The following is a 22,253-nucleotide window of genomic DNA, read 5'->3' on the forward strand; positions in this document are numbered from 1 at the left end:
GGCGAGCGCGGCCGGGCCACCCAGTGCACGTCGGCGTCGAGCATGGCGTAGTCAGGCAGCACCTGCACGAGCCGGCCGTCGGCCAGGGCCTCGTGCACGTCCCACAGCGAGCGCAGCATCAGGCCGCGGCCGGCCAGCGCCCAGTCGCGCACCACCTCGCCTGAATTGCTCGACAGCGGCCCGCTCACGCGAACGGCCACCTCGATGGGGCGCCGGCGCCGGTCCAGCGCCGTCAGGCGCCAGGTGGCATAGCGGCTGTCGTGCTCACGCACCACGAGACAATGGTGCTGGGCCAGATCGGCCGGCTGCCGCGGTGTGCCGTGCCGGCGCAGGTAGTCGGGTGAGCCCACGACGATGCGCCGGTTGCCGGCCAGCCGGCGCAGCACCACGCCGGCCTCGGGCGGACGCCACAGCCACACGGCCGCATCGAAGCTGCCGGTGGCCAGGTCCGGCCATTGCTCCATCAGATGAAGCTGGACATCCACCGCGGGATACTGCGCCTGGAAATCGGCCAGCGCAGGGGCCACCCAGCGCCGTCCGAAGCCCAGGGTGCTGACCAGGCGGATGAGTCCGCGCGGTTCGCCCACACGCTCTTGCAGCTCCGATTCCAGCTCGGCCAGACCGGCCTGCAGCTCGCGCGCCCGGGCACAGAACACTTCACCTTCGTCGGTGAGGGCCAGGCGGCGGGTGGTGCGGTGGAACAGCCGCAGGCCCAGGCGCGACTCCAGCGCCGCCAGCCGCTTGGTCACGGCGGGCGGTTCCATGTCCAGCGCACGCGCCGCGGCAGCCAGGCTGCCCTGGTCGGCCACGGCCAGCACCAGTTGCAGATCCCGGCGTTCGATCATCGGGGGGGCTCCATTCCTTCCATGATGGAAGGAATATCTTGCCAGATCATTGCTTGTCGAAGACCGAGGTCAGACCCAGAATCCTCCTCATCGACCCGCCGTCCCGGTGGGCTGTCGGACTGAAGGTGGATGGCATGAGCGTTTCGAACACCCCGGGCAAGCTGCGCATCGCAGCGATCGCCGGTGACGGCATCGGCAAGGAAGTGATGCCCGAGGGCCTGCGCGTGCTCGACGCCGCCGCACGCCGGTTCGGCATCGCGCTGGAGGTGGACGAGTTCGACTTTGCGAGCTGGGACTACTACGAGCGCCACGGCAAGATGCTGCCCGACGACTGGAAGGACCGCATCGGCGGGCACGACGCGATCTTCTTCGGTGCGGTGGGCTGGCCCCAGAAGATCCCCGACCACGTCTCGCTGTGGGGCTCGCTGCTGAAGTTCCGCCGGGAGTTCGACCAGTACATCAACCTGCGCCCGGCCCGGCTGATGCCCGGCATCCGCTCTCCGCTGGTGCGCCGCGACGGCCAGCCGCGCGCTACCGGCGAGATCGACATGATGATCGTGCGCGAGAACACCGAAGGCGAATACTCCTCGGTGGGCGGGCGCATGTACGAAGGCACCGAGCGCGAGATCGTCATCCAGGAAACCGTGATGAGCCGCATCGGCGTGGACCGCGTGCTCAAGTTCGCCTTCGAGCTGGCGCAGTCGCGCCCGCGCCGCAGGCTGACCTCGGCCACCAAGTCCAACGGCATCGCCATCACGATGCCGTACTGGGACGAACGGGTCGAGGCCATGAGCAGGCTGTATCCCGGGGTGAGCGTGGACAAGTTCCACATCGACATCCTGACGGCCCATTTCGTGCAGCGGCCCGAGCATTTCGACGTGGTGGTGGCCAGCAACCTCTTTGGCGACATCCTGAGCGACCTGGGGCCCGCCTGCACCGGCACGATCGGCATTGCGCCTTCGGCCAACCTCAATCCGGAACGGCGCTTTCCCTCGCTGTTCGAGCCGGTGCACGGTTCGGCCCCGGACATTGCCGGGCGTCACATCGCCAATCCCATCGGGCAGATCTGGTCGGCCGCGATGATGCTCGATTTCCTCGGCCATCGGCCGGCGCACGATGCGATCCTGGCGGCCATCGAGCAGGTGCTCGAGCCTTCCAGCGGCGCACCGCGCACCCCTGACCTCGGGGGGACGGCCCGCACCCAGGACCTCGGCCGCGCGGTGGCACAGGCCCTCAGCGGGGGCTGACCGCACCGCGGGCGAAGGGCGCACAACCCCCTGTCAAGACGAGATTTCACGCGGATCTTTCACTCATGAAACAACGGCAAAGCGCATAGAATCCGCATCCGCCCTTGACACTGTCGAGGGCCGTGGCTGTAATGGTCGCGCAGCTTCGCCAGCCGCCCAATCCACCATCACAGCGTCATGCGCAATCGCGGCGCCGGGATCCATATCTTTTGTGTGAGACACCTTGAGAGGGGGTTTTCGTGAACAAGACTGAACTCATCGAGCACATCGCCAAGCAAGCCGACATCTCCAAGGCCGCTGCCAGCCGCGCCCTGGAGGCCATGATCGGCGGCGTGCGGACCACCCTGAAAAAGGGCGGCACCGTCTCGCTGGTGGGCTTTGGCACCTTTGCCGTGGGCAAGCGCGCCGCGCGCAGTGGCCGCAACCCGCGCACCGGTGCCACCATCAAGATCAAGGCGGCCAAGGTGCCGAAGTTCCGTCCGGGCAAAGCCCTGAAGGACGCGCTGAACTGACCGGCGCGTCGGCCCGGGTGCTTAGCTCAGCGGGTAGAGCGGCGCCCTTACAAGGCGTAGGTCGGGGGTTCGAACCCCTCAGCACCCACCACGGGCCCTGCGTTGCCACTGCGGGGCTGCGCTAAAATGCGTGGCTTGCGTGCCGTGACATCCTGATGCGCGGCCCCGGACCCACCGACAGGACTCCAAGGCGAACCGCGGTTCGCCTTTGTTGTCTTTGAAGGCGGTTCATCCTTTGGCGGCCGGCCTGCCGCCCACTCAAGAGGTCTGTCCGATGTTCGACGCCATCCGCAACAACTCGCGCATCCTGTTTCTGGTGTTGTTGCTGCTGATCATCCCGTCCTTCGTCTTCTTCGGGCTGGACGGCTACACGCAATTCCGCGAGGGTCGCCAGGTCGTGGCCCATGTGGGCAACCTGGAGATCACACAGGCCGAGCTCGATGAAGCGCATCGCCGCTCGATTGAGCGTGTGCGTCAGCAGATGCCCGGCGTGGACATCGCGATGCTCGACACCCCTGCGATGAAGCAGAGCACCCTGGACTCGCTGGTGCGCGAGCGTGTGCTGGCCCTGGCCGCCGACAAGCAGCATCTGGTCACGGGTGACGAGCGGGTGCGCCGCATCTTCCGGACCGATCCTCAGTTCGAGTTCCTGCGCCGGCCCGACGGCACGGTGAACCAGGACATCCTGAGTGCCCAGGGCATGAGTTCTGAGCAGTTCGCCGAGAGCCTGCGCCGCGACCTCTCGCTGCGCCAGGTGATGGGCCCTGTGGCCGGCAGCGCCGTGGCCGGACGCACCGTGCGTGACCAGGCCCTCGATGCCTTCTTGCAGTCGCGCGAGGTGCAGTGGAAGCTCTTTGCCGCCAAGGACTTCACCGGGCGCGTCGAGCCCACCGACGAGGAGCTGACTGCTTACTACAACGACCCGGCCCATGCCTCGCAGTTCCAGTCGCGTGAGCAGGCCTCGGTCGAATACCTTGTGCTCGACATCGAATCGGTCAAGAAAGGGCTGAACATCTCGACCGATGACCTGCGCAAGTACTACGAGCAAAACGCCTCGCGCTACGCCACGCCCGAAGAGCGTCGCGCCAGTCACATCCTCATCCAGGCCGAGGCCGGCCAGCGCGAGCAGGCCCGCGCCAAGGCCCAGCAACTGCTCGACCAGCTCAAGGCCCGGCCCGAAGCTTTCGCCGAGCTGGCGCGCCAGCATTCCCAGGACCCGGGTTCGGCCGCGCAGGGGGGCGACCTCGGCTTCTTCGGCCGCGGCGCCATGGTCAAGCCCTTCGAGGACGCCGTCTACGCGCTCAAGCCCGGCCAGATCAGCGATCTGGTCGAGACGGACTTCGGCATCCACATCATCCGCCTGACCGAGGTGCGTGGCGGAGAGCGCAAGCCGTTCGAGGCCGTGCGTGCCGAGATCGAGGACGCCGTGCGCAGCCAGCTCGCGCAGACCCGCTTCGCCGAGGTGGCCGAGCAGTTCAGCAACCTGGTCTACGAACAGCCCGACAGCCTCCAGCCTGCGGCCGACGCACTGGGGCTGCAGGTGCGCAAGGCCGAGCGTGTCGAGCGCCAGCCCGCCAGCGGCGCCGAAGGTCCGCTGGCCAATGCCCGCCTGCTCGAAGCCCTGTTCAGTGCCGACAGCATCGCGGGCAAGCGCAACACCCAGGCCATCGAAGTGGCGCCGGGCCGGCTCGTCTCGGCCCGCATCGTCGAGCACTCGCCGGCACGCACCTTGCCGCTGGAGGAGGTGCGCGACCGTGTGCGTGGGCGTGTCGTGGCCCGCAAGGCCGCCGAGCTGGCGCGCCAGGAAGGCCAGGCCAAGCTGGAGGCCTGGAAGACCGCTCCCGAGTCGGCCAGCCTGGAGGCTCCCAAGGCGGTGTCACGGTTGGAGGCTGGCGGGCTGCCGCCGCAGGCGCTGCGTGCCGCGCTGGCCGCCCCCGCCGACCCCCTGCCGGCCTGGGTGGGCGTGGATCTGGGCAGCGAGGGCTACGCGGTCGTGCGCATCAACAAGGTGCTGGGCCGCGATCCTTCGCCTGCAGGCGAGCAGCTCAAGGCGCAGTACACCGAAGCCTGGGGCGCTGCCGAAGCCCAGGCCTACTACGCTTCGCTCAAGGAACGCTTCAAGGTCAAGACCCAGACCGTCACGCGCTGAGCACCACGGCCGCCCCGGCTGGACGGGGCGGCCGTTTCATGGATATAATTTCAGGCTCTGCGGTGGCTGTAGCTCAGTTGGTAGAGTCCCAGATTGTGATTCTGGTCGTCGTGGGTTCGAGTCCCATCAGCCACCCCACACATTCAAAGGCCTTCGAGTGATCGGAGGCCTTTGTCCTTGGTGCGATGTGCTCCGTATAATGCGCATCCGATGCGGGTGTAGTTCAATGGTAGAACGCCAGCTTCCCAAGCTTGATACGAGGGTTCGATTCCCTTCACCCGCTCCACAATGATCCAGGGCCGCGTGAGCGGCCCTTTCGTTTGGCGACACCTTACTTGTGCAGATCGCCCAGGCACAGGTACTTCACCTCCAGGTAGTCGTCCATGCCGTGGTGCGAGCCCTCGCGGCCCAAGCCCGACTGCTTGACGCCGCCGAAGGGCACCTCGGCCACCGAGATCAGCCCCGTATTGATGCCCACCATGCCGTACTCCAGCGCCTCGGCCACGCGGAAGATGCGGCCGATGTCTCGGCTGTAGAAATAGCTCGCAAGCCCGAATTCCGTGGCATTGGCCAGCGCGATCACTTCGTCCTCGGATCGGAAGCGCAACACCGGGGCCACCGGGCCGAAGGTCTCCTCTCGCGAGCACAGCATCTCGGACGTCACGTCGGCCAGCACGGTGGGGGCGAAGAAGCGTTCGCCCACGCGCCGGCCGCCGGTCAGCACGCGGGCGCCCTTGGCGGTGGCGTCGGCCACGTGGGCTTCCACCTTGGCCAGGGCGGGCTCGTCGATCAGCGGGCCCAGTTGCACGCCGGCCTCGAAGCCGTTGCCCACCTTGAGGCTGCGCACCTTCTCGGCCAGCTTCGCGGTGAAGGCCTCGTAGATTCCGTCCTGCACGTACAGCCGGTTGGCACACACGCAGGTCTGGCCCGCGTTGCGGTACTTGCTGGCCATCGCGCCTTCCACGGCGCTGTCCACATCCGCATCGTCGAAGACGATGAAGGGTGCGTTGCCGCCCAGCTCCAATGACAGCTTCTTGATGGTGGGTGCACATTGCTGCATCAGGATGCGTCCGACCTCGGTGGAGCCGGTGAAGGAGAGGTGGCGCACCACGTCGCTGCCGCACAGCACCTTGCCGATCTCGATGGAGCGGGCGCTGTCGCCGGTGACGACGTTCAGCACCCCCGGCGGCATGCCCGCGCGCTGGGCCAGTTCGGCAGCGGCCAGGGCCGACAGCGGCGTCTGCTCGGCCGGCTTGATCACCACCGGGCACCCCGCGGCTAGGGCCGGGGCCACCTTGCGGGTGATCATCGCGATGGGGAAGTTCCAGGGCGTGATGGCTGCACACACGCCGATGGGCTGCTTGATCACCAGGTAGCGCTTGGTGGGATCGGTGGTGGGGATGGTCTCGCCGTACACGCGCCGGGCCTCCTCGGCGAACCATTCCACGAAGCTTGCGGCATAGAGCACCTCGCCACGGGCCTCGGCCAGGGGCTTGCCCTGCTCGGCGGTCATCAGGCGGGCCAGGTCGTCGGCGTGTTCGTTCAGAAGCTGGAACCACTTCATCAGCACGGCCGCGCGCTGCTTGGCCGTCTGGGCCCGCCAGGCCGGCCAGGCGGCATGGGCGGCGGCGATGGCCGCCTCGGTCTCGGAGGCCCCCAGGTTGGCCACCTCGGCCAGACGCCGGCCGGTGGCGGGGTCGCTGACCGCAAAGCGCCCGCTGCCGGCCACCCACTGGCCGTCGATCAGGGCCTCGGTCTTGAACAGGGCAGGGTCCTTCAGGGCGGCCAGGGGGGAGGTGGTGGGATCCATGGGCGAATGTCCTCGGACGAATGGGTGTTGCGGCCATCATAGGCCGGTGCTGCGGGCCCTGCTGACACCTGGGCGACCACCGCTGGCTGGTGGGGCGTCTCGGCACAAGGGCACAGCGGGCTTTCTATAATCGAAAACTTCGCCAAATCAAGCATTTACGGGCTGCGCCGCCGCCCATGCGCTTGGCGAGCCGTCTTGCCTTGCCCAGAAAGCCCCGGATGAAAGCCGCCGAGATCCGCCAGACCTTCCTGAAGTTTTTCGAGTCCAAGGGACACACCATCGTGGCTTCCAGTCCCGTGGTGCCCGGTGACGACCCGACGCTGCTCTTCACCAACGCCGGGATGAACCAGTTCAAGGACGTGTTCCTCGGCTTCGACAAGCGGCCCTACACGCGGGCGGCCACGGCGCAGAAATGCATCCGCGCCGGCGGCAAGCACAACGACCTCGAGAACGTGGGCTACACCGCGCGCCACCACACCTTCTTCGAGATGCTGGGTAACTTCAGCTTCGGCGACTACTTCAAGCGCGATGCGATCAAGTACGCCTGGGAGCTGCTGACCGAGCACTTCAAGCTGCCGGCCTCGAAGCTGTGGGTCACGGTGTATGCCGAAGACGACGAGGCCTACGACATCTGGCACAAGGAAGTGGGCGTGCCGGCCGAGCGCATCGTGCGCATCGGCGACAACAAGGGCGCGCGCTACGCCTCCGATAACTTCTGGATGATGGGCGACACGGGCCCCTGCGGCCCGTGCACCGAAATTTTCTACGACCACGGCGAAGGCATCCCCGGCGGCCCGCCGGGCAGCCCCGACGAGGACGGCGACCGCTACATCGAGATCTGGAACAACGTCTTCATGCAGTTCAACCGCACCGAGGACGGCCAGATGCACCCGCTGCCCAAGCCCAGCGTGGACACCGGCATGGGGCTGGAGCGCATCGCCGCGGTGCTGCAGGGCGTGCACTCGAACTACGAGATCGACCTCTTCGTGGCGCTGCTGGCGGCGGCCAAGCAGGCCGTGGACGCCGCCGGCGCCGGGGACTGCGACAAGGAGTCTGCGTCGCTCAAGGTGATCGCCGACCACATCCGCGCCTGCGCGTTCACGGTGGCCGACGAAGTGATCCCCGGCAACGAAGGCCGCGGCTACGTGCTGCGCCGCATCGCCCGCCGTGCCATCCGGCATGGCTACAAGCTCGGTGCGCGTGCGCCGTTCTTCCATCGCATCGTGCGCGAGCTGGTGAACCAGATGGGCGAGGCTTACCCCGAGCTGCGCCAGCACGAGGCGCGCATCACCGAGGTGCTCAAGCAGGAGGAGGAGCGCTTCTTCCAGACGATTGCGCATGGCATGGAGATCCTCGAAGGCGCGCTGGCCGGCGGCGTAAAGCAGATCGATGGCGAACTCGCTTTCAAGTTGCACGACACCTACGGCTTCCCGCTGGACCTCACCGCCGACGTATGCCGCGAGCGGGGCGTGACGGTGGATGTGGCCGGCTTCGAGGCGGCCATGGCACGCCAGCGCGAGCAGGCCCGTGCGGCGGGCAAGTTCAAGATGGCCGCCGGACTGGACTACCGCGGTGCGCCGACCACCTTCCACGGCTACGAGCGCCTGGTGCACGAGGGAGCCCGGGTCACGGCCGTCTATGTCGACGGCACTTCGGTGGCCAGCGCCCGCGCCGGCGACGACGCGGTGATCGTGCTGGACCACACGCCGTTCTATGCCGAATCCGGCGGCCAGGTGGGCGACACCGGCGAGCTGCGCAACAAGACCTCGCGCTTCCTCGTCGAAGACACCCAGAAGATCCAGGCTGATGTCTTCGGTCACCACGGCCGGGTGGTGGAAGGCGAGATCCGGGTGGGGGACCTGATCGATGCCCGGGTGGACGGCGAGCGCCGCGCCCGCACGATGCGTAACCACAGCGCGACCCACCTGATGCACAAGGCCTTGCGCGAGGTGCTGGGCGAGCATGTGCAGCAAAAGGGCTCGCTGGTCAATGCCGAACGCACGCGCTTCGATTTCGCCCACCATGCGCCGCTGACGCCCGAGCAGATCCGGCGCATCGAGGCCTTGGTCAACGCCGAGATTCTGGCCAATGCCGATACGCGGGCGCGCGTCATGCCCATCGAGGAGGCCCAGAAACTCGGGGCGGTGATGCTTTTCGGCGAGAAGTACGGCGACCAGGTGCGCGTGCTGGACATCGGGACGAGTCGCGAGCTGTGCGGGGGCACCCATGTGGCCCGCACCGGCGACATCGGCCTGTTCAAGATCGTGGCCGAAGGGGGCGTGGCCGCCGGCGTGCGACGCATCGAGGCGGTGACCGGCGAGAATGCACTGGCTTACCTGCAGGGGCTGGAGTCCACCGTGACCCAACTGGCCGGCACGCTCAAGGCCACGCCGACCGAGGTGCCCCAGCGCGTGGCCCAGGTGCTCGAGCAGGTGCGTTCGCTCGAGAAGGAACTGGCCTCGCTCAAGGGCAAGCTGGCTTCGGCCCAGGGCGATGAACTGCTGTCACGGGCGGTCGACGTCAAGGGCATTCGCGTGCTGGCCGCCACCCTGGACGGTGCCGATGCCCGGACCCTGCGCGAGACCATGGACAAGCTCAAGGACAAGCTCAAGACGGCGGCCATCGTGCTGGCAGCCGTCGACGGCGGCAAGGTCCAGCTTGCTGCCGGCGTGACGAGCGACAACACAGCCAAACTCAAGGCCGGCGAGCTGGTGAACTTCGTGGCCCAGCAGGTGGGCGGCAAGGGCGGCGGCAAGCCTGACCTGGCGATGGCCGGCGGCACGGACGCCAGCCGGCTGCCCCAGGCCCTGGCCTCGGTGCAGGCCTGGGTGGCCGAGCGGGTCTGAGGACGGCAGGGCCGTGACGGTTTGCCGGCGCCGTGCAGCCCTGGCCGCGGTGCTGTCCGTGGCCGGCGTCTGCAGCGTCGGGGCCCAGGTGTCCACCCCGTCGCGGGAGGCTGCCCCGGCCGAGGTGGTGCGCTGGTTCGTCGAGGGTTGCGTGGCCCACGAGGGCGAGCCGGTGCCGGTGATGGACTGGGCGCTCACCCGGGGCTTCGACCCGCTGGATCCGATCTTTCCCGAAGTGGGGGCCTTGCTGGCCGGCCGCGCGGGCGCCGTGCTGCGCAGCCCCGACGGGGCCGTGATGCTCGCCACTACCACCGATGGGTCCTGCACCGTGTGGGCCGAGCGCAGCATCGGGCCGGCGGTCTTTCTGGCCCTGCAGCAGGCCATCGGCCAACTCAGCAGCGGCGGGGCCCGTGTGCAGGTGCAGTTCGAGCGCCACATCGAGCGCGCCGGGGCCTGGCGCCGCCAGTGGCAGGCCCGCTACCGCCGCGTGGGCGGCTCGATGGACCTGGGCCTGGGCTCGGTCACGACGCTGACCGATACCCCTGCCGCCCAGGTGCTTCAGCTCTCGCGGGTGCCGCCCGCCGGGCCGGCGTCCGACCCCGACGGGCTGCCAAGACGCTGAGCTTGGCTCAGGCGTAGGTCAGCTCCCGCGCCTTGCCCCAGAACACCCGGTAGGCGAAGACGGTGTAGCCGACGATGGCCGGCACGGTCAACGCCGTGCCGAACAGGATCACCTTCAGCGACGCGGGCGCGCTGGCAGCTTCCCAGATCGTGAGCCGGTCCATCACCACATAGGGGTAGAGGCTGTAGGCCAGGCCGAAGAAGCCCAGCACGAACACCGCCACCACCAGCGTGAAGGGCACCCAGCACAGGCGGCCCAGGACCCGCGGGGAGTTCAGCAGCACGCGCAGCGTGATGAGCGCGGCGGCGGTCACCAGCGGGATGGGCAGCAGCGCGATGAACCCGGGCATCGTGAACCAGCGGCCGCGCACCGTCTCGCTCACCCAGGGGGTGGCCAGCGAGATCAGCGCCATGCCCAGCACCACCGGCAGCCAGGCCAGCCGGGCCCAACCGGCCGCACGGGCCTGCAGCTCGCCTTCGGTCTTCATGATCAACCAGGTGGCGCCCAGCAGCACATAGGCCGTGGCCAGCGCGACCGCGATGGCCGCGGCAAAGGCGGTGAACTGCCAACCTTCGGCAAAGCCGGTGATGTAGCGCCCCAGCATCCAGCCCTGGGCCAGCGAGGCCATCATCGAGCCGGCGAAGAAGGCGCGGTTCCACAACGGCTTGTGTTCGTCCTGGGCCTTCACGCGGAAGTCGAAGGCCACGCCGCGCAGGATCAGGCCGATCAGCATCACCGCCACGGGCAGGTACAGGGCCGTGAGCACGATGCCATGGGCCTTGGGGAAGGCGATGAGCAGGATGCCCACGCCCAGCACGAGCCAGGTCTCGTTGGCGTCCCAGAAGGGGCCGATGGACGAGACCATCACGTCTTTCTGCTCGGGGGTGGCGCGGTGCATCAGCATGCCCACGCCCAGGTCGAAGCCGTCGAGCACGACATAGGCGAGCATGGCCAGGCCCATCACGGCCATGAAGATCAGAGGCAGGGTGTCGTCGAAGCTCATGAGTGGGCCTTTGCAGCCTGGGTTGGGCGGGTGCTGGCATAGCGCACCGGGGCGTCGATGGGCTTGCCGGCCATGTGAGCCAGCACGCCCACGTAGGCGACGATGAGCGCCAGGTAGACGGTCACGTAGGCGGCCAGGGTCAGTGCGATCATCGGCGCGGGCGTGCTCGACACCACCTCGGAGGTACGCAGCAGGCCCTGCACGATGTAGGGCTGGCGGCCGATCTCGGTGACGTACCAACCGGCCACCGTGGCCACCCAGCCGGAGAAGCTCATCGCGGTCAGGCCCCACAGCAGGCCGCGCGGCAGCCGTTGCGGCACCCAGCCGCGCCGGCGCAGCATCCACCAGCCCAGCCAGCTCATCAAGAGCATCAACATGCCCGTGCCCACCATGATGCGAAAGCCGAAGAAGACCGGCGCCACCGGCGGATGCGAGCCGATGAATTCGTTCAGGCCACGGATCTCGCCGTCGAGCTCGTGCGTGAGGATGAGGCTCGCGCCTTTGGGGATGCCCAGCTCGAAGCGGTTGCTGCGCGTGGCCTCGTCGGGCCAGGCGAACAGCAACAGCGGCGCGCCGCGCTCGGTCTCCCACACGCCTTCCATCGCCGCGATCTTCTGCGGCTGGTGCTGCAACGTGTTCAGGCCGTGCAGATCCCCCACGAAGATTTGCAGCGGGATGAGCACCGCGCCCAGCGTGAGCCCGGTGCGCATCACCTTGGGCGTGGAGGCGTTGGCCTTGCCCTTGAGCACCTGCCAGGCGCTCAGGCCGGCCAGCAGGAAGGCCACTGTCAGCCCCGAGGCCAGCAGCATGTGGCTCAGCCGGTAGGGGAAGGAGGGGTTGAAGACCACCTCGGCCCAGCTCCTCACGTGGAACTCGCCATCGATGATCTCGTAGCCGGCAGGTGTCTGCATCCAGGAGTTGAGGCTGAGGATCCAGAAGGCGCTCATCGTCGTGCCCAGGGCCACGAGGAAGGTGGCCAGCAGGTGCACCCGTTCGCTCACCTTGCCGTGGCCGAAGAGCATCACGCCCAGGAAGGTGGCTTCGAGGAAGAAGGCGGTGAGCACCTCATAGCCCAGCAGCGGGCCGGCGATGTTGCCCACCCGCTCCATGAAGCCCGGCCAGTTGGTGCCGAACTGGAAGCTCATCGTGATGCCCGAGACCACCCCGAGCGCAAAGCTCAGCGCGAAGACCTTGGTCCAGAAACGGTAAGCGCCGAGCCAGGCCGCATCCTGCGTGCGCAGCCAGCGCCAGCGGAAGAAAAGCAGGACCCAGCACAGCGCGATCGTGATCGTGGGAAAGAGGATGTGGAAGGTGATGTTGGCCGCGAACTGCAGCCGGGCGAGGAGGAGGGCATCCATGGCGTGGGGCGCGGTGGGCTTGGGGGGATCAGCGGGGCAGGGCGCCTTGCGGGCGCAGCTTGCCGGTGTACTCGAGCAGCTTGCCCACACGCGAGCCCATCTTCATCAACTGGGCCAGCGTCTGGGCATCCATGCGCTGCACGTCGTCGAACCAGGTGGTCAGCAGCTCGATCAGGTCGTGCATGCCCTTCATGCGCTCCTGGGCGAAGCGGTCCTCTTCATGCGTGGGTTCCTCCAGCAAGGCATTGCGCAGCATCGACAGCGTGGGCTCGATCTCGCGGCGGCGGCGTTCTTCGGCCAGGGTGCGGAAGATCTCCCAGGCGTCGGAGGGCGCCTCGAAGTACTCGCGGCGGTCGCCGCTGAGGTGCCTGAGCTTCACCAACCGCCAAGCCTGCAGTTCCTTCAGGCCCATGCTGACGTTGGAGCGCGAGAACTCCAGCCGCTCGGCGATCTCGTCGGCATGGAGCGGGCGGGGCGAGACGAAGATCAGCGCATAGATCTGCCCCACGGTGCGGTTGATGCCCCAGCGGCTGCCCATCTCCCCGAAGTGGGCGACGAAGCTGCGCACCAGGGGGGTCATGCTGTTCATGGGGGCGACTCGGGGGAGGCTTGAGATGGCTCAAGTATCGTCTGAAATTTCAGAAATTTCTGAAAATTTATAAAGACCTGGGATCGGGATCGGGTATGGGCCGGGGCTGCGGATAATCCGCGCTCGTTCCTGCCGTCTTCAACGCCTGTCGTGACCGCTGCGTCCCATCCTGCCTTGCCGACCCGTCGCGCCTGCCTGAGGCTGGCTGCCCTGCTGGGCCTGCTGCCTTCGGCCCCGTGGGCGCTGCCCCGGGCCGTGGTGCGGCCCTGGCCGGCCGACCGGTCGGTGCCACCGCTGGCCTTGCCGGCCTTGGAAGGAGGCGTGCGTCGCTTGGCCGACTGGCGGGGCCGGGTCGTGGTGCTGAACTTCTGGGCCAGTTGGTGCGAGCCTTGTGTGTCGGAAATGCCGGCCTTGCTGCGCCTGGCCGAGAGCCGGGCCGACCAGGGATTGGCGGTGCTGGCCGTGAACCACCAGGAGGGCGAGGCCAAGGTGCGGTCCTTCCTGGACCTGGTTTTCGGCGAGATTCCGCAGGCCCTGCCGGTGTTGATGGACCGCGATGGTGCGGCCGCCAAAGCCTGGACGCCGCGCGTGCTGCCCACCACCGTGATCGTCGACCGTTGGGGCAGGCCGCGCTGGAGCGTGATCGGCGAGTTCGACTGGACGGGAGCCCAGGCCCGTGAACTGATCGAACCCCTGCTGCGCCAGGGCCGATAATCTGCCTCGGCCAGGCTCGTAGCGTTTTTTGTTTCTAGGAAGAGACCATGGTTCAAGGCTTCGTGAATCGTCGCCGCGTGCTGCAGGGATTGGGCGCGGCTGTGCTTGGACTCGGCGCGTTGGCAACGGCCCGGGCGCAGCGCCGCTTCGAGCCGGCCCCGGGAGGCTGGCGCCGCTTCGAGGTCACCACCCGCGTCGAGTTGCAGCAGCCCGTGGGTGCGGCCCGCGTGTGGCTGCCGCTGCCGTCCGTGCACACCGATTACCAGCAGTCGCTCGGCCACCAATGGCGCGGCAATGCGTCCAGTGCCGGCATCGTCGCCGATGACCGCTACGGCGCGCGCATGCTGATGGCCCGCTTCGAGGCGTCGGTGCCGGCCCCGGTGGTCGAGGTGAGCAGCGTGGTCCTCACCCGCGACCGGGCCGTCGATTGGCAACGCCCGTCGCCGGTGTCCGAAGATCCCGCCACGTTGCGCTTCTGGCTGCAACCCACCGACCTGATGCCCACCGACGGCATCGTGCGCGACACCGCGCGCCGCATCGTGGGCAGCGCCCGCCGTGATGCGGACAAGGTGCGTCGCATCTACGACTGGGTGGTTCATTCCACCTACCGGGAGCCGCTGGTGCGCGGCTGTGGCGTGGGCGACATCCGGGCCATGCTCGAGACCGGCAACTTCGGCGGCAAGTGTGGAGACATCAACGCGCTCTTCGTGGGGCTGTGCCGTGCCGTGGGGGTGCCCGCCCGTGACGTCTACGGCATCCGGCTGGCGCCCTCGGCGTTCGGCTACCGCGAGCTCGGCGCGAACCCCGTCAACCTGAAATCGGCCCAGCACTGCCGTGCCGAGGTCTTCCTGCGCGAGCATGGCTGGGTGGCGATGGATCCGGCCGACGTGGGCAAGGTCATGCGGCAGGAGTCCGCGCAGTGGATCCGCGATCCGCGCGACCCGCTCGTCGCTCCCGTCTACGCGGGGCTGTTCGGCGGCTGGGAGGGCAACTGGATGGCCTACAACACCGCGCACGACGTGGCCCTGCCCGGCTCAGACGGTCCGCGCCTGGGCTTTTTGATGTACCCGCAGGCCGAGCATGCCCAGGGCCGTTACGATCCGCTCGATCCCGACCGCTTCAAGTACACCATCTCCGCCCGTGAAATCTGACCCTCCCCTGGCCCTGCAGGGCCGCAGGCTCGTGCTGGCCCTGTCCGGCGGCGTGGCCTGCTACAAGAGCGCCGAACTCGTGCGCCTGCTCGTCAAGGCTGGCGCCTCGGTGCGGGTGGTGATGAGCGAGAGCGCCGAGCGTTTCATCACGGCGGTGACGATGCAAGCGCTGTCGGGCCAGCCGGTGGTCACGAGCCCCTGGGACGCGCGAGAGCCCAACAACATGGCGCACATCAACCTCACCCGAGGGGCCGATGCCATCGTGATCGCGCCGGCCAGTGCCGACTGCATCGCGGCGCTGGCGCAAGGCCGTGCCGACGACTTCATCAGCCTGATGTGTCTGGCCCGGCCCTGGGGCGTGGGCGAGCAGCCCTGCCCGCTGCTGCTGGCGCCGGCGATGAACCGTGAGATGTGGTCGCACCCGGCCACCCGGCGCAACGTGGCCCAGGTGGTGGCCGACGGCGCCGTGCTGCTGGGCCCGGCCCACGGGGATCAGGCCTGCGGCGAGTTTGGCGACGGCCGCATGCTGGAGGCGCAGGAGCTCTTCGAGGAGATCGTCGCCTTCTTCGAGCCCAAGCGGCTGCAGGGCCGACGGGTGCTGATCACCGCAGGGCCGACCTTCGAGGCCATCGACCCGGTGCGGGGCATCACCAATCTGTCCAGCGGCAAGATGGGCTTTGCGCTGGCGCGCGCGGCCCGTGAGGCGGGAGCCGAGGTCACGCTGGTGGCCGGCCCGGTGGCCTTGGACACGCCGCGCGGCGTGCGCCGCATCGACGTGCGCAGCGCCGTGCAGATGTTCGATGCGGTGATGTCGGTGGTGTCGTCGCAGGATGTGTTCATCGCCACGGCCGCGGTGGCCGACTGGCGGCCCGCCCAGGCGGCCGAGCACAAGCTCAAGAAGGACGGCTCGGGCCAGTGCCCGGCGCTGAACTTCGTCGAGAACCCCGACATCCTGGCCAGCGTGGCGCGCCTGCCCGAGCCCCCCTACTGCGTGGGCTTTGCGGCCGAGAGCGAAAAACTGGCCGAGCACGCCCGCAGCAAACGCGAGCGCAAGGCGGTGCCGCTGCTCGTGGCCAATCTCGGCCCGACCGCCTTCGGCCGCGACGACAACGCCTTGCTGCTGGTAGACGAGCAAGGCGAGCGCGCCTTGCCCGAGGACGGCGGCCGCGCCGACAAGCTCCTGCTGGCGCGCCTGCTGGTGCGCGAGATCGCCCAACGCCTGCCCCCGACCCGCCGATGACGACGATCGCCCTGAAAGTGCTCGACCCCCGCATGGCCGAGCACCTGCCCACGTATGCCACGCCCGGCAGTGCCGGCCTGGACCTGCGCGCCTGTCTGGACGCACCGCTGGTGCTCGAGCCGGGCCAGACCCGGCTCATTCCCACCGGGCTGGCCATCCACATCGGTGATGCCGGCCTGGCCGCGCTGATCCTGCCGCGCTCCGGCCTGGGTCACAAACACGGCATCGTGCTGGGCAACCTGGTCGGGCTGATCGATTCGGACTACCAGGGCCAGCTGATGGTGAGCTGCTGGAATCGCGGTCACGAGACCTTCACGGTGCAGCCAATGGAGCGCATCGCGCAACTGGTCATCGTGCCGGTGGTGCAGGCCCGCTTCGAGCGCGTCGAGGACTTCGAGGCCTCGCACCGCGGCGAGGGCGGCTTCGGCTCGACCGGCCAGCGTTGACGGCCCGCTTCGAGCGCGTCCAACGGCCCGATGGGGGGTCAATGGAGCTGTGAACCGCTGGGCGCCGTGGCCATCACGCTGAGCACCGGCTGGCCCACGCTGCCGTTCTCGATCTCCTCCTCGGTGGCCTCGCGCACGTCGCGCACCTTCAGCGCCAGGCGCAGCGCGATACCGGCCAAGGGATGGTTGCCGTCCAGCACCACATGGCTGTCATAGACCTCGGTGACCGTGTAGATGCGGTCGGCGGGCATGTCACGGGTGGTGATGCCTTCGGGCAGGCCGTCGAACTGCATGCCCGGTTCGATGTGCTCGGAGAAGATCTTGCGATCCTCGAAGAAGACCAGCGAGGGGTCGTAGTCACCGAAGGCGTGCTCGGGTTCCAGGTGGAGCCGGGCCTCGAAGCCCGTTTCCTGCCCCTCGAGCACCTCCTCGACCTTGGCCAGCAGATCGTCGCCGCCATAAAAGAATTCGACGGGCTCGGCCAGCTCGTCGATGAGGTGACCCAGGGTGTCTTCGAGTCGCCAGGTGAGGCTGACGACACAGGGAGAGGTGATGCGCATACTCAATGATCGCACAATGGCGGCCATGCAGATCTCACGCCCCCTCACCCTGCTCGGTGGCCTCAGCCCCGAGACCTTCATGCGCCGTCATTGGCACAAACGCCCCTTGCTCGTGCGCCAAGCCTGGCGCTGCCTGCCCGAGCTGCCCACGCGCGACCAGCTCTTTGCGCTGGCCTCGCGCGAGGACGTCGAGTCCCGCCTGATCCGCCGGACCGAGCGCGGCTGGCAGCTTCGCCATGGGGCGCTGCCGCGCCGGGCCCTGCCGCCGCTGTCGCGTCCCGGCTGGACGCTGCTGGTGCAAGGCGTGGATCTGCATCACGAGGGCGCGCACCGGCTGCTGCAGGCCTTCCGCTTCGTGCCCGATGCGCGCCTGGACGATCTGATGATTTCCTATGCCAGCGACGGCGGCGGTGTGGGCCCGCATTTCGACTCCTACGATGTCTTCCTGCTGCAGGTGCACGGGCGCAGGCGTTGGCGCATCGGCCGTCTCGACGACGACCGCTTGCTCCAGGGCGTGCCGCTGAAGATCCTGGCCCACTTCCGCGCCGAGGAGGAGCATGTGCTGGAGCCGGGCGACATGCTCTACCTGCCGCCGCGCTGGGCGCACGACGGCGTGGCCGAGGGCGAGTGCATGACGGCCTCGATCGGCTTTCGCGCTCCGCGCCGCGAGGAGCTGCTGCGCGAGGTGCTCGTGCGCGAACTCGAGGCCCGCGAGACCGATGAAGACAGCCCGCTCTATCGCGACCCGCGACAGCCAGCCACCGCCACGCCGGCCCGGATGCCGCAGGCCCTGCAGGACTTCGCGCTGCAGGCCGTACAGTCGCTGTTGCAGGACCGCCGGGCCCTGCAGTGCGCGCTGGGCGAGTACCTGAGCGAACCCAAGCGCGGCGTGTGGTTCGAGCCGGGGCGAGCCTGCGACCTCTCGCACGGCCTGCGGCTGGACCGGCGTACGCGAATGATGTATGACACGCACCATGTCTTCATCAATGGTGAGGCCTTCCGTGCCGCCGGACCGGACGCCCGGCTGATGCGTCGGCTGGCCGACCGCCGCGAACTGGACGCCGCCGCCTGGCGCTCGGCCAGCGACGCCGCGCGGGAGCTGCTCTTGCAGTGGGCCGAGGACGGTTGGCTGCACCCGCTTGCTCCGGCCTCCACCTGACCCGAGGAGCCAGACCCCATGGACGCCATCGACAACGGTACGCCCCCACCGCCCATCACGAGCCGCGCCGACTTCCACCGGGCGATCGTGCAGGCCTTCGAGCGGGCGGCCGAGGTGGGCTGCCGCGAAATCTGGTTGTGCGATGTGGACTATGCGGACTGGCCGCTGGGCGAGCCGGCGGTCGTGCAGGCCCTCACGCGCTGGGCCTATGCCCACCGGCGACTGACCTTGCTGGCCTGTCGCTTCGACGAGGTGCCGCGACGCCATGCACGCTGGGTGGCCTGGCGGCGCGACTGGGGGCATGTGGTGGAGTGCCTGGCGCTGCACGACGTCGAGCCCTCGCAGATGCCGTGCTTCTGGTTCGCGCCGGGCCTGCAGGCGGTGCGTCTGGTCGATCCCCGGCGCTACCGCGGTTTCGTGGACACGGCCACGGCCGATCTGCTCCTGATGCACGACCGGGTGCGCGAATGGGCCCAGCGGGCAGTGCCCGACTTCCCGGTCACCACCCTGGGATTGTGATTAAGTGCAAACCCTATATAATCCGCGCCGGTTTGCTCTATCACCCCGGCGGGCTTCGGGAAATGGCCTCGTGCAATTTACAGATTGAAACCCGCCGGCCGCAACCGATCCAGATCATTCTCCATCCGGTTTGAACAGTTCGAGGAAAACGCAATGAACAAGTCGCTCGTGTTGGCTTCCATCGTCGCCGCCCTGGCCCTGGCCGCCTGCGGCAAGAAGGAAGAGCCGGCCCCGGCCGCCGAAGCCCCTGCCGCCGCTCCGGCCCCCGCTCCGGCCCCGGCGCCCGCCGAAGCCGCTTCCCCGGTGGCTGGCGCCGCCTCCGAGGCCGCTGCGCCTGCCGCCGACGCTGCTTCGCCGGCGGCTTCGCAGTAAGCGTCTCCCGGCTTCGACCCAGCAAAAAGGCCGCCTTCGGGCGGCCTTTTTGCTGGGCTCGTGAAAAGCGTCGGCAGGTTGAATGTCTGGACCCTTGAATAGATGGGTCACAAATGTTTCAAGGGTTTTTCAGCCGACACTTACCGGAGGTCTTCGGCGAGCAGATTCACGATGCGGCGGGCCGCCTCGCCCTTGTCGGGTTCGCCGCGCTCGTTTTGCACGAGCACGAGGCTGCGCTCGCCTTCGGACTGCAGGGCGATGCGGTAGCGCTGGGGTGGGGGAGCCTCGTTGCTGCCGCGCCCGAAGACCCGTCCCAGCAGGCCCGGTTCGGGCTGGGGCGGACGGGGTGGCACGTAGCGCACGAAATACAGGCCGCGGGCGCGGTCGCGGTCCTCGACCGTGAAGCCGCTGCGGTCCAGCGACAGGCCCACACGGCGCCAAGCCCGGTCGAAACCGTCGTCGATCTGCACGCCCACGGTGCCGGCCTGCTCGACCACGCGGGCGCGTGCCGGCAGGTCACGGGCCTGCCCGGCGATCACCTGGGCCTGCTCGCGTGACTTGCCCAGGTGGGTGAGCAGCCGGGTGAGCATCACAGCTTCCATCTCGGGGTCGGAGGGCCGAGGCTGCCAGCGTGTGGTTTCCTGCCGCTGGTCGACGTAGACCTCTTCCATGCCGCGATGGCTGATGTAGATCTCGCTGCCTTGCGGGGTGCGTTCGACGCGGGTGCGGTAGCGGTCCACCTCGCCCGTGGAGTACAGGGAGTCGAGCACCCGGCCGAGCGTGCGGCGAATGATGTCCTGGGGCAGCTTGGCGCGGTTTTCGGCCCATTCGGTTTCCATCACCCCGGCCTCGGGCGAGTCCAGCGTGAGCGTCAGGCCCAGCTCCTGCCAGAAGCTGCGCAGCTTGGGCCACACCTGCTCGGGGGGCAGGTCCACCACCAGCCAGCGTTGGTTGCCGGCGCGCTCGATGCGGGCCTGGCCGAGCTGGGCAGGGGCCACCGTCGCAGCCGTGCTGGCCGACGGGCGGGCGCCCTGGTAGCTGGCCGCGCTGACGCTGCCGCCCGCAGGGGCATAGCGGGAGTCCCGCGAAAGCTGGGTCAGGTCAGGGGGCACGTCCAGCGTGCTTTCACGCAGGGTGCTGCCGCTGCGGTAGTCGACCTTGTCACCCGACAGGACATTGGACACCGACGAGCAGCCCGCCAGGGCCAAGGCGCAGGCGGCCACGATCGGCCGGGTCAGGGGCAGTTTCTGCAAAGACGTTCTCCGTTACCTCGTAGCGACCGGTCGCCGCACGGGCGGCCGGAAGGGAAAGGCCGGCGCAGGCGGCCGGCTCAGATCAGACCTGCTTCGCGCAGGGCTTGTTCCACGGCGCCGCGCTGGGCTTCACCCAGAGGGGTGAGCGGCAGGCGCAACGCCCCGCCGATGAGGCCCATGCGCTGCAGGGCCCACTTCACCGGAATGGGATTGGGCTCGACGAAGAGCAGCTTGTGCAGCGACAGCAGCCGCAGGTGGATCTCGGCGGCCCGGCGCGCATCGCCAGCGATGGCCGCCATGCACAGTTCGTGCATGGCCCGGGGGGCGACGTTGGCGGTGACGCTGACGTTGCCATGGCCTCCGAGCAGCATCAGGGCCACGGCCGTCGGGTCGTCGCCCGAGTAGATCGAAAAGCCCCGGGGCGCCTGCTTGATCAGCCAGGCGGCGCGGTCGATGTGGCCCGTGGCTTCCTTGATGCCGATGATGCCGGGCACCTGGGCCAGGCGCAGCACGGTTTCATGCTGCATGTCGGCCACCGTGCGGCCGGGCACGTTGTACAGCACCATCGGGATGTCCACCGCCTCGGCGATCGTCCTGAAGTGGCGGTAGATGCCTTCCTGGGTGGGCTTGTTGTAGTAAGGCACCACCTGCAGTGTGCAGTCGGCCCCGGCCTGCTGGGCGAACTTCGACAGCTCGATGGCCTCGCGCGTGGAGTTGGCACCTGCGCCGGCCATGATGGGCACGCGGCCCTTGGCGTGCTCGACGGCCACGCGGATGATCTCGGCCTGCTCGTCGACGGTGACGGTGGGGGATTCACCCGTCGTGCCGACCACGCCGATGCAGTCGGTGCCTTCGGCGATGTGCCAGTCGATGAGCTTGCGCAGGCCGTCGTAGTCGACGCTGCCGTCGTCGTGCATGGGCGTGACCAGGGCCACGATGCTGCCGGTGATGGGTTTCATGCGGGACATCCTCTGAATCTCTCGATTCTACCCACGCGGTCGCAGCCGGCTGCAGGGTCAGGCCAGGCGGTGCCGTGCCGGTTGGGGCCCGGTCTCGCGCACGGCCGCCAGGCGCTGCACGAAGCGCTCGGGGGCCTCGAGCCAGCCGTCCTCGTAGGCCACCACCCGCAAGGCGGGGCGGGCGGCGTCCAGCAGTTCTCCCGGGCGCAGCAAAAAGGCCGGGTTGCGCGGCCGGCCCACCGTCTCGTGGCCCAGCGCGAAGGTCTCGTAGATCAGCACGCCGCCGGGGGCTATGGTCTCGATCAGGGTGGGCAGCAAAGGACGCCAGAGGTAGTTCGTGACCACCACGGCCTCGAAGCGCCGGCCTTCGAAGGGCCAGGGGCCGTTCTCGATGTCGGCCACGACGATCTCGCCGAGCGACCGCAGCGGCTCGACGGCCTGCGCGTCGCGGTCAACGCCGGTGACCCGGTGGCCCTGGGCGGCGAGCCAGCGCAGGTGACGCCCTGCGCCACAGGCCACGTCGAGCACCGCGCCACCGGCCGGGATCAGACAGGCCCAGCGCTGCACCCAGGCTGTCGGGGCCTCGTGTCCGTGTGTCATCGGCTCGCTCATCGTGGCCTCGCCTGACGGCTCAGCGCCGCCAGGGCCATGCGGTCGACGAGGGCCGGGGCCAGCAGCTTCAACCAACGCCCGAGCCGGCCTGGGGCTGTCATCACCACCTCGCGGCGGCGCTGTTCGATCACCTGCATGGGAAGCTTAGAAACAATTCCAGAGCTGGTTGGCCAGCTCGACGACCATGGCCGGCTGGGCATACCAGGCAAAGACCGCCAGCAGCACGAGCACGCCGACCGTCCAGGCCAGGGCCTGGAACAGGCGCAAAGGGCGCTTCGGGTTCATGG

Annotated in this window: 22 protein-coding genes, 3 tRNA genes and 1 pseudogene; 15 read left to right on the forward strand and 11 right to left on the reverse strand. The window is 68.6% G+C overall.

Features of this window, described 5'->3' with window-relative positions; translation table 11 throughout:
- Positions 1–17: 17 nt before the first annotated feature.
- Positions 18–845, reverse strand: a pseudogene (locus AC1ECW_RS06195) (LysR family transcriptional regulator); the annotation flags it as partial.
- Between the two features lie 134 nt (positions 846–979).
- On the opposite strand from AC1ECW_RS06195, the gene AC1ECW_RS06200 reads away from it, so the two are divergent.
- The 6 genes from AC1ECW_RS06200 (at position 980) to AC1ECW_RS06225 (ending at position 5,039) form a co-directional block, all read left to right on the forward strand.
- Positions 980–2,092, forward strand: a complete 1,113-nt coding sequence (locus AC1ECW_RS06200) for a tartrate dehydrogenase (RefSeq protein WP_481201450.1) — start codon at positions 980–982, stop codon at positions 2,090–2,092.
- A 239-nt stretch (positions 2,093–2,331) separates the two neighbouring features.
- On the forward strand, positions 2,332–2,604 hold the full coding sequence (locus tag AC1ECW_RS06205) for an HU family DNA-binding protein (RefSeq protein WP_104301907.1): 273 nt from the start codon (positions 2,332–2,334) through the stop codon (positions 2,602–2,604).
- 15 nt (positions 2,605–2,619) lie between these two features.
- Positions 2,620–2,695 (forward strand) — tRNA-Val (locus tag AC1ECW_RS06210).
- A 183-nt stretch (positions 2,696–2,878) separates the two neighbouring features.
- Entirely contained in the window at positions 2,879–4,753 is a 1,875-nt protein-coding gene (locus tag AC1ECW_RS06215; RefSeq protein WP_481201451.1) for a SurA N-terminal domain-containing protein, read from the forward strand.
- A 62-nt stretch (positions 4,754–4,815) separates the two neighbouring features.
- Positions 4,816–4,891 (forward strand) — tRNA-His (locus AC1ECW_RS06220).
- A 74-nt stretch (positions 4,892–4,965) separates the two neighbouring features.
- A tRNA-Gly gene (locus AC1ECW_RS06225) sits at positions 4,966–5,039 on the forward strand.
- Between the two features lie 45 nt (positions 5,040–5,084).
- Here AC1ECW_RS06225 and AC1ECW_RS06230 read toward each other — a convergent pair.
- Complete coding sequence (locus AC1ECW_RS06230) at positions 5,085–6,563, reverse strand: NAD-dependent succinate-semialdehyde dehydrogenase (RefSeq protein WP_481201452.1); 1,479 nt, start codon at positions 6,561–6,563, stop codon at positions 5,085–5,087.
- A gap of 218 nt (positions 6,564–6,781) precedes the next feature.
- Between AC1ECW_RS06230 and alaS the strand changes: the two genes are divergently transcribed.
- Both alaS and AC1ECW_RS06240 read left to right on the forward strand, forming a co-directional pair.
- A complete protein-coding gene (gene alaS, locus AC1ECW_RS06235) occupies positions 6,782–9,409 on the forward strand; it encodes an alanine--tRNA ligase (RefSeq protein WP_481201453.1) in 2,628 nt (875 codons plus the stop codon).
- 13 nt (positions 9,410–9,422) lie between these two features.
- Positions 9,423–10,031 carry an NMCC_0638 family (lipo)protein gene (locus AC1ECW_RS06240; RefSeq protein WP_481201454.1) on the forward strand — a complete coding sequence of 203 codons (609 nt, stop codon included), beginning with the start codon at positions 9,423–9,425 and terminating at the stop codon, positions 10,029–10,031.
- Between the two features lie 7 nt (positions 10,032–10,038).
- Here AC1ECW_RS06240 and AC1ECW_RS06245 read toward each other — a convergent pair whose 3' ends face one another.
- From AC1ECW_RS06245 to AC1ECW_RS06255, 3 genes are read right to left on the reverse strand one after another with little or no spacing between them, the layout of a single operon-like run.
- Entirely contained in the window at positions 10,039–11,034 is a 996-nt protein-coding gene (locus tag AC1ECW_RS06245; protein ID WP_481201455.1) for a cytochrome d ubiquinol oxidase subunit II, read from the reverse strand.
- Positions 11,031–12,392, reverse strand: coding sequence for a cytochrome ubiquinol oxidase subunit I (locus AC1ECW_RS06250; RefSeq protein WP_409708301.1), 1,362 nt, complete (start codon positions 12,390–12,392; stop codon positions 11,031–11,033). Before AC1ECW_RS06250 ends, AC1ECW_RS06245 begins: the two co-directional genes overlap by 4 nt.
- 28 nt (positions 12,393–12,420) lie before the next feature.
- Positions 12,421–12,981, reverse strand: coding sequence for a GbsR/MarR family transcriptional regulator (locus tag AC1ECW_RS06255; RefSeq protein ID WP_409708304.1), 561 nt, complete (start codon positions 12,979–12,981; stop codon positions 12,421–12,423).
- A gap of 150 nt (positions 12,982–13,131) precedes the next feature.
- Between AC1ECW_RS06255 and AC1ECW_RS06260 the strand changes: the two genes are divergently transcribed.
- Genes AC1ECW_RS06260 through dut form a run of 4 tightly spaced genes read left to right on the forward strand, consistent with a single transcriptional unit; the run spans position 13,132 to position 16,532 of the window.
- Positions 13,132–13,695 (forward strand): TlpA disulfide reductase family protein, encoded by a 564-nt coding sequence (locus tag AC1ECW_RS06260; protein ID WP_481201456.1) that lies wholly within the window; start codon positions 13,132–13,134, stop codon positions 13,693–13,695.
- Between the two features lie 47 nt (positions 13,696–13,742).
- Complete coding sequence (locus AC1ECW_RS06265; RefSeq protein WP_481201457.1) at positions 13,743–14,846, forward strand: transglutaminase-like domain-containing protein; 1,104 nt, start codon at positions 13,743–13,745, stop codon at positions 14,844–14,846.
- Complete coding sequence (gene coaBC, locus AC1ECW_RS06270; RefSeq protein ID WP_481201458.1) at positions 14,836–16,086, forward strand: bifunctional phosphopantothenoylcysteine decarboxylase/phosphopantothenate--cysteine ligase CoaBC; 1,251 nt, start codon at positions 14,836–14,838, stop codon at positions 16,084–16,086. The genes AC1ECW_RS06265 and coaBC overlap by 11 nt, the downstream gene beginning before the upstream one ends.
- Positions 16,083–16,532, forward strand: a complete 450-nt coding sequence (dut, locus tag AC1ECW_RS06275) for a dUTP diphosphatase (protein ID WP_481201459.1) — start codon at positions 16,083–16,085, stop codon at positions 16,530–16,532. The genes coaBC and dut overlap by 4 nt, the downstream gene beginning before the upstream one ends.
- A 38-nt stretch (positions 16,533–16,570) precedes the next feature.
- Here the strand turns inward: dut and AC1ECW_RS06280 are convergent, their stop codons facing one another.
- The gene (locus AC1ECW_RS06280; RefSeq protein ID WP_409706464.1) at positions 16,571–17,092 is read right to left on the reverse strand and encodes an FKBP-type peptidyl-prolyl cis-trans isomerase; all 522 of its coding nucleotides are present in this window, start codon (positions 17,090–17,092) and stop codon (positions 16,571–16,573) included.
- Between the two features lie 25 nt (positions 17,093–17,117).
- On the opposite strand from AC1ECW_RS06280, the gene AC1ECW_RS06285 reads away from it, so the two are divergent.
- The 3 genes from AC1ECW_RS06285 to AC1ECW_RS06295 all read left to right on the forward strand — a co-directional run bounded on the left by AC1ECW_RS06285 (position 17,118) and on the right by AC1ECW_RS06295 (position 19,142).
- Positions 17,118–18,251, forward strand: coding sequence for a JmjC domain-containing protein (locus AC1ECW_RS06285; protein ID WP_409706461.1), 1,134 nt, complete (start codon positions 17,118–17,120; stop codon positions 18,249–18,251).
- Between the two features lie 18 nt (positions 18,252–18,269).
- Positions 18,270–18,770, forward strand: a complete 501-nt coding sequence (locus AC1ECW_RS06290) for a hypothetical protein (protein ID WP_409706458.1) — start codon at positions 18,270–18,272, stop codon at positions 18,768–18,770.
- A gap of 153 nt (positions 18,771–18,923) precedes the next feature.
- Positions 18,924–19,142: a hypothetical protein gene (locus AC1ECW_RS06295; RefSeq protein WP_409706455.1), complete on the forward strand. Its 219-nt coding sequence runs from the start codon at positions 18,924–18,926 to the stop codon at positions 19,140–19,142.
- 140 nt (positions 19,143–19,282) lie between these two features.
- Here the strand turns inward: AC1ECW_RS06295 and bamC are convergent, their stop codons facing one another.
- From bamC to AC1ECW_RS06320, 5 genes are all read right to left on the reverse strand, one after another.
- Complete coding sequence (gene bamC, locus AC1ECW_RS06300; protein ID WP_409706452.1) at positions 19,283–20,395, reverse strand: outer membrane protein assembly factor BamC; 1,113 nt, start codon at positions 20,393–20,395, stop codon at positions 19,283–19,285.
- A gap of 77 nt (positions 20,396–20,472) precedes the next feature.
- Entirely contained in the window at positions 20,473–21,354 is an 882-nt protein-coding gene (gene dapA / locus AC1ECW_RS06305) for a 4-hydroxy-tetrahydrodipicolinate synthase (protein ID WP_409706449.1), read from the reverse strand.
- Positions 21,355–21,411: 57 nt separating this feature from the next.
- Positions 21,412–21,966, reverse strand: coding sequence for a class I SAM-dependent methyltransferase (locus AC1ECW_RS06310; RefSeq protein ID WP_409706446.1), 555 nt, complete (start codon positions 21,964–21,966; stop codon positions 21,412–21,414).
- Positions 21,963–22,103: a hypothetical protein gene (locus AC1ECW_RS06315; RefSeq protein ID WP_409706443.1), complete on the reverse strand. Its 141-nt coding sequence runs from the start codon at positions 22,101–22,103 to the stop codon at positions 21,963–21,965. The genes AC1ECW_RS06310 and AC1ECW_RS06315 overlap by 4 nt, the downstream gene beginning before the upstream one ends.
- A gap of 7 nt (positions 22,104–22,110) precedes the next feature.
- Positions 22,111–22,251 (reverse strand): hypothetical protein, encoded by a 141-nt coding sequence (locus tag AC1ECW_RS06320; protein WP_409706440.1) that lies wholly within the window; start codon positions 22,249–22,251, stop codon positions 22,111–22,113.
- Positions 22,252–22,253 lie beyond the last annotated feature (2 nt).

The sequence above is a fragment of the Caldimonas hydrothermalis genome, from assembly GCF_056746695.1.

Excerpts from the sequence above, each read along its gene's own strand:
- AC1ECW_RS06315 (WP_409706443.1), bottom strand. The coding sequence starts at position 22,103 with ATGCAGGTGATCGAACAGCGCCGCCGCGAGGTGGTGATGACAGCCCCA.
- AC1ECW_RS06290 (WP_409706458.1), top strand. The coding sequence starts at position 18,270 with ATGGACGCCATCGACAACGGTACGCCCCCACCGCCCATCACGAGCCGC.
- AC1ECW_RS06255 (WP_409708304.1), bottom strand. The coding sequence starts at position 12,981 with ATGAACAGCATGACCCCCCTGGTGCGCAGCTTCGTCGCCCACTTCGGG.
- dapA (WP_409706449.1), bottom strand. The coding sequence starts at position 21,354 with ATGAAACCCATCACCGGCAGCATCGTGGCCCTGGTCACGCCCATGCAC.
- AC1ECW_RS06245 (WP_481201455.1), bottom strand. The coding sequence starts at position 11,034 with ATGAGCTTCGACGACACCCTGCCTCTGATCTTCATGGCCGTGATGGGC.
- AC1ECW_RS06280 (WP_409706464.1), bottom strand. The coding sequence starts at position 17,092 with ATGCGCATCACCTCTCCCTGTGTCGTCAGCCTCACCTGGCGACTCGAA.
- AC1ECW_RS06265 (WP_481201457.1), top strand. The coding sequence starts at position 13,743 with ATGGTTCAAGGCTTCGTGAATCGTCGCCGCGTGCTGCAGGGATTGGGC.
- AC1ECW_RS06285 (WP_409706461.1), top strand. The coding sequence starts at position 17,118 with ATGCAGATCTCACGCCCCCTCACCCTGCTCGGTGGCCTCAGCCCCGAG.
- dut (WP_481201459.1), top strand. The coding sequence starts at position 16,083 with ATGACGACGATCGCCCTGAAAGTGCTCGACCCCCGCATGGCCGAGCAC.
- AC1ECW_RS06250 (WP_409708301.1), bottom strand. The coding sequence starts at position 12,392 with ATGGATGCCCTCCTCCTCGCCCGGCTGCAGTTCGCGGCCAACATCACC.
- AC1ECW_RS06320 (WP_409706440.1), bottom strand. The coding sequence starts at position 22,251 with ATGAACCCGAAGCGCCCTTTGCGCCTGTTCCAGGCCCTGGCCTGGACG.
- alaS (WP_481201453.1), top strand. The coding sequence starts at position 6,782 with ATGAAAGCCGCCGAGATCCGCCAGACCTTCCTGAAGTTTTTCGAGTCC.
- AC1ECW_RS06230 (WP_481201452.1), bottom strand. The coding sequence starts at position 6,563 with ATGGATCCCACCACCTCCCCCCTGGCCGCCCTGAAGGACCCTGCCCTG.
- AC1ECW_RS06310 (WP_409706446.1), bottom strand. The coding sequence starts at position 21,966 with ATGAGCGAGCCGATGACACACGGACACGAGGCCCCGACAGCCTGGGTG.
- AC1ECW_RS06215 (WP_481201451.1), top strand. The coding sequence starts at position 2,879 with ATGTTCGACGCCATCCGCAACAACTCGCGCATCCTGTTTCTGGTGTTG.
- AC1ECW_RS06295 (WP_409706455.1), top strand. The coding sequence starts at position 18,924 with ATGAACAAGTCGCTCGTGTTGGCTTCCATCGTCGCCGCCCTGGCCCTG.
- AC1ECW_RS06200 (WP_481201450.1), top strand. The coding sequence starts at position 980 with ATGAGCGTTTCGAACACCCCGGGCAAGCTGCGCATCGCAGCGATCGCC.